Source organism: Mesorhizobium sanjuanii (assembly GCF_002529485.1).
Taxonomy (GTDB): Bacteria; Pseudomonadota; Alphaproteobacteria; order Rhizobiales; family Rhizobiaceae; genus Mesorhizobium; species Mesorhizobium sanjuanii.
The window spans coordinates 1-298 of record NZ_NWQG01000336.1; the positions used below are offsets into that span (position 1 = coordinate 1).

Here is a 298-nt window from a genome sequence, read left to right on the forward strand (position 1 = left end):
TGCCTATGCCGGAATGGACGAGGCAAAAGCCTTCCTCGACAAGGAAATCGGTCCGCTTTCCACGCTCGACCGTCCCGGCCAGGAAGCCGAGATGCAATGGTTCATCGATGCCGCGAAGCCTTTCGCCGGCATGGACATCAAGGTCGTCTCCGAGACCATCGCCACGCATGAGTATGAATCGCAGGTCTTGGCGCCGGCCTTTACCGCCATCACTGGCATCAAGGTCACGCACGATCTGCTGCAGGAAGGTGATGTCGTCGAAAAGATCCAGACCCAGATGCAGACCGGCCAGAACCTA

1 pseudogene is annotated in these 298 nt (G+C 58.4%); it reads left to right on the forward strand.

Going from position 1 to position 298, the window contains the following annotated elements:
* A pseudogene (locus CN311_RS31755) lies at positions 1-298 on the forward strand (carbohydrate ABC transporter substrate-binding protein); the annotation flags it as partial.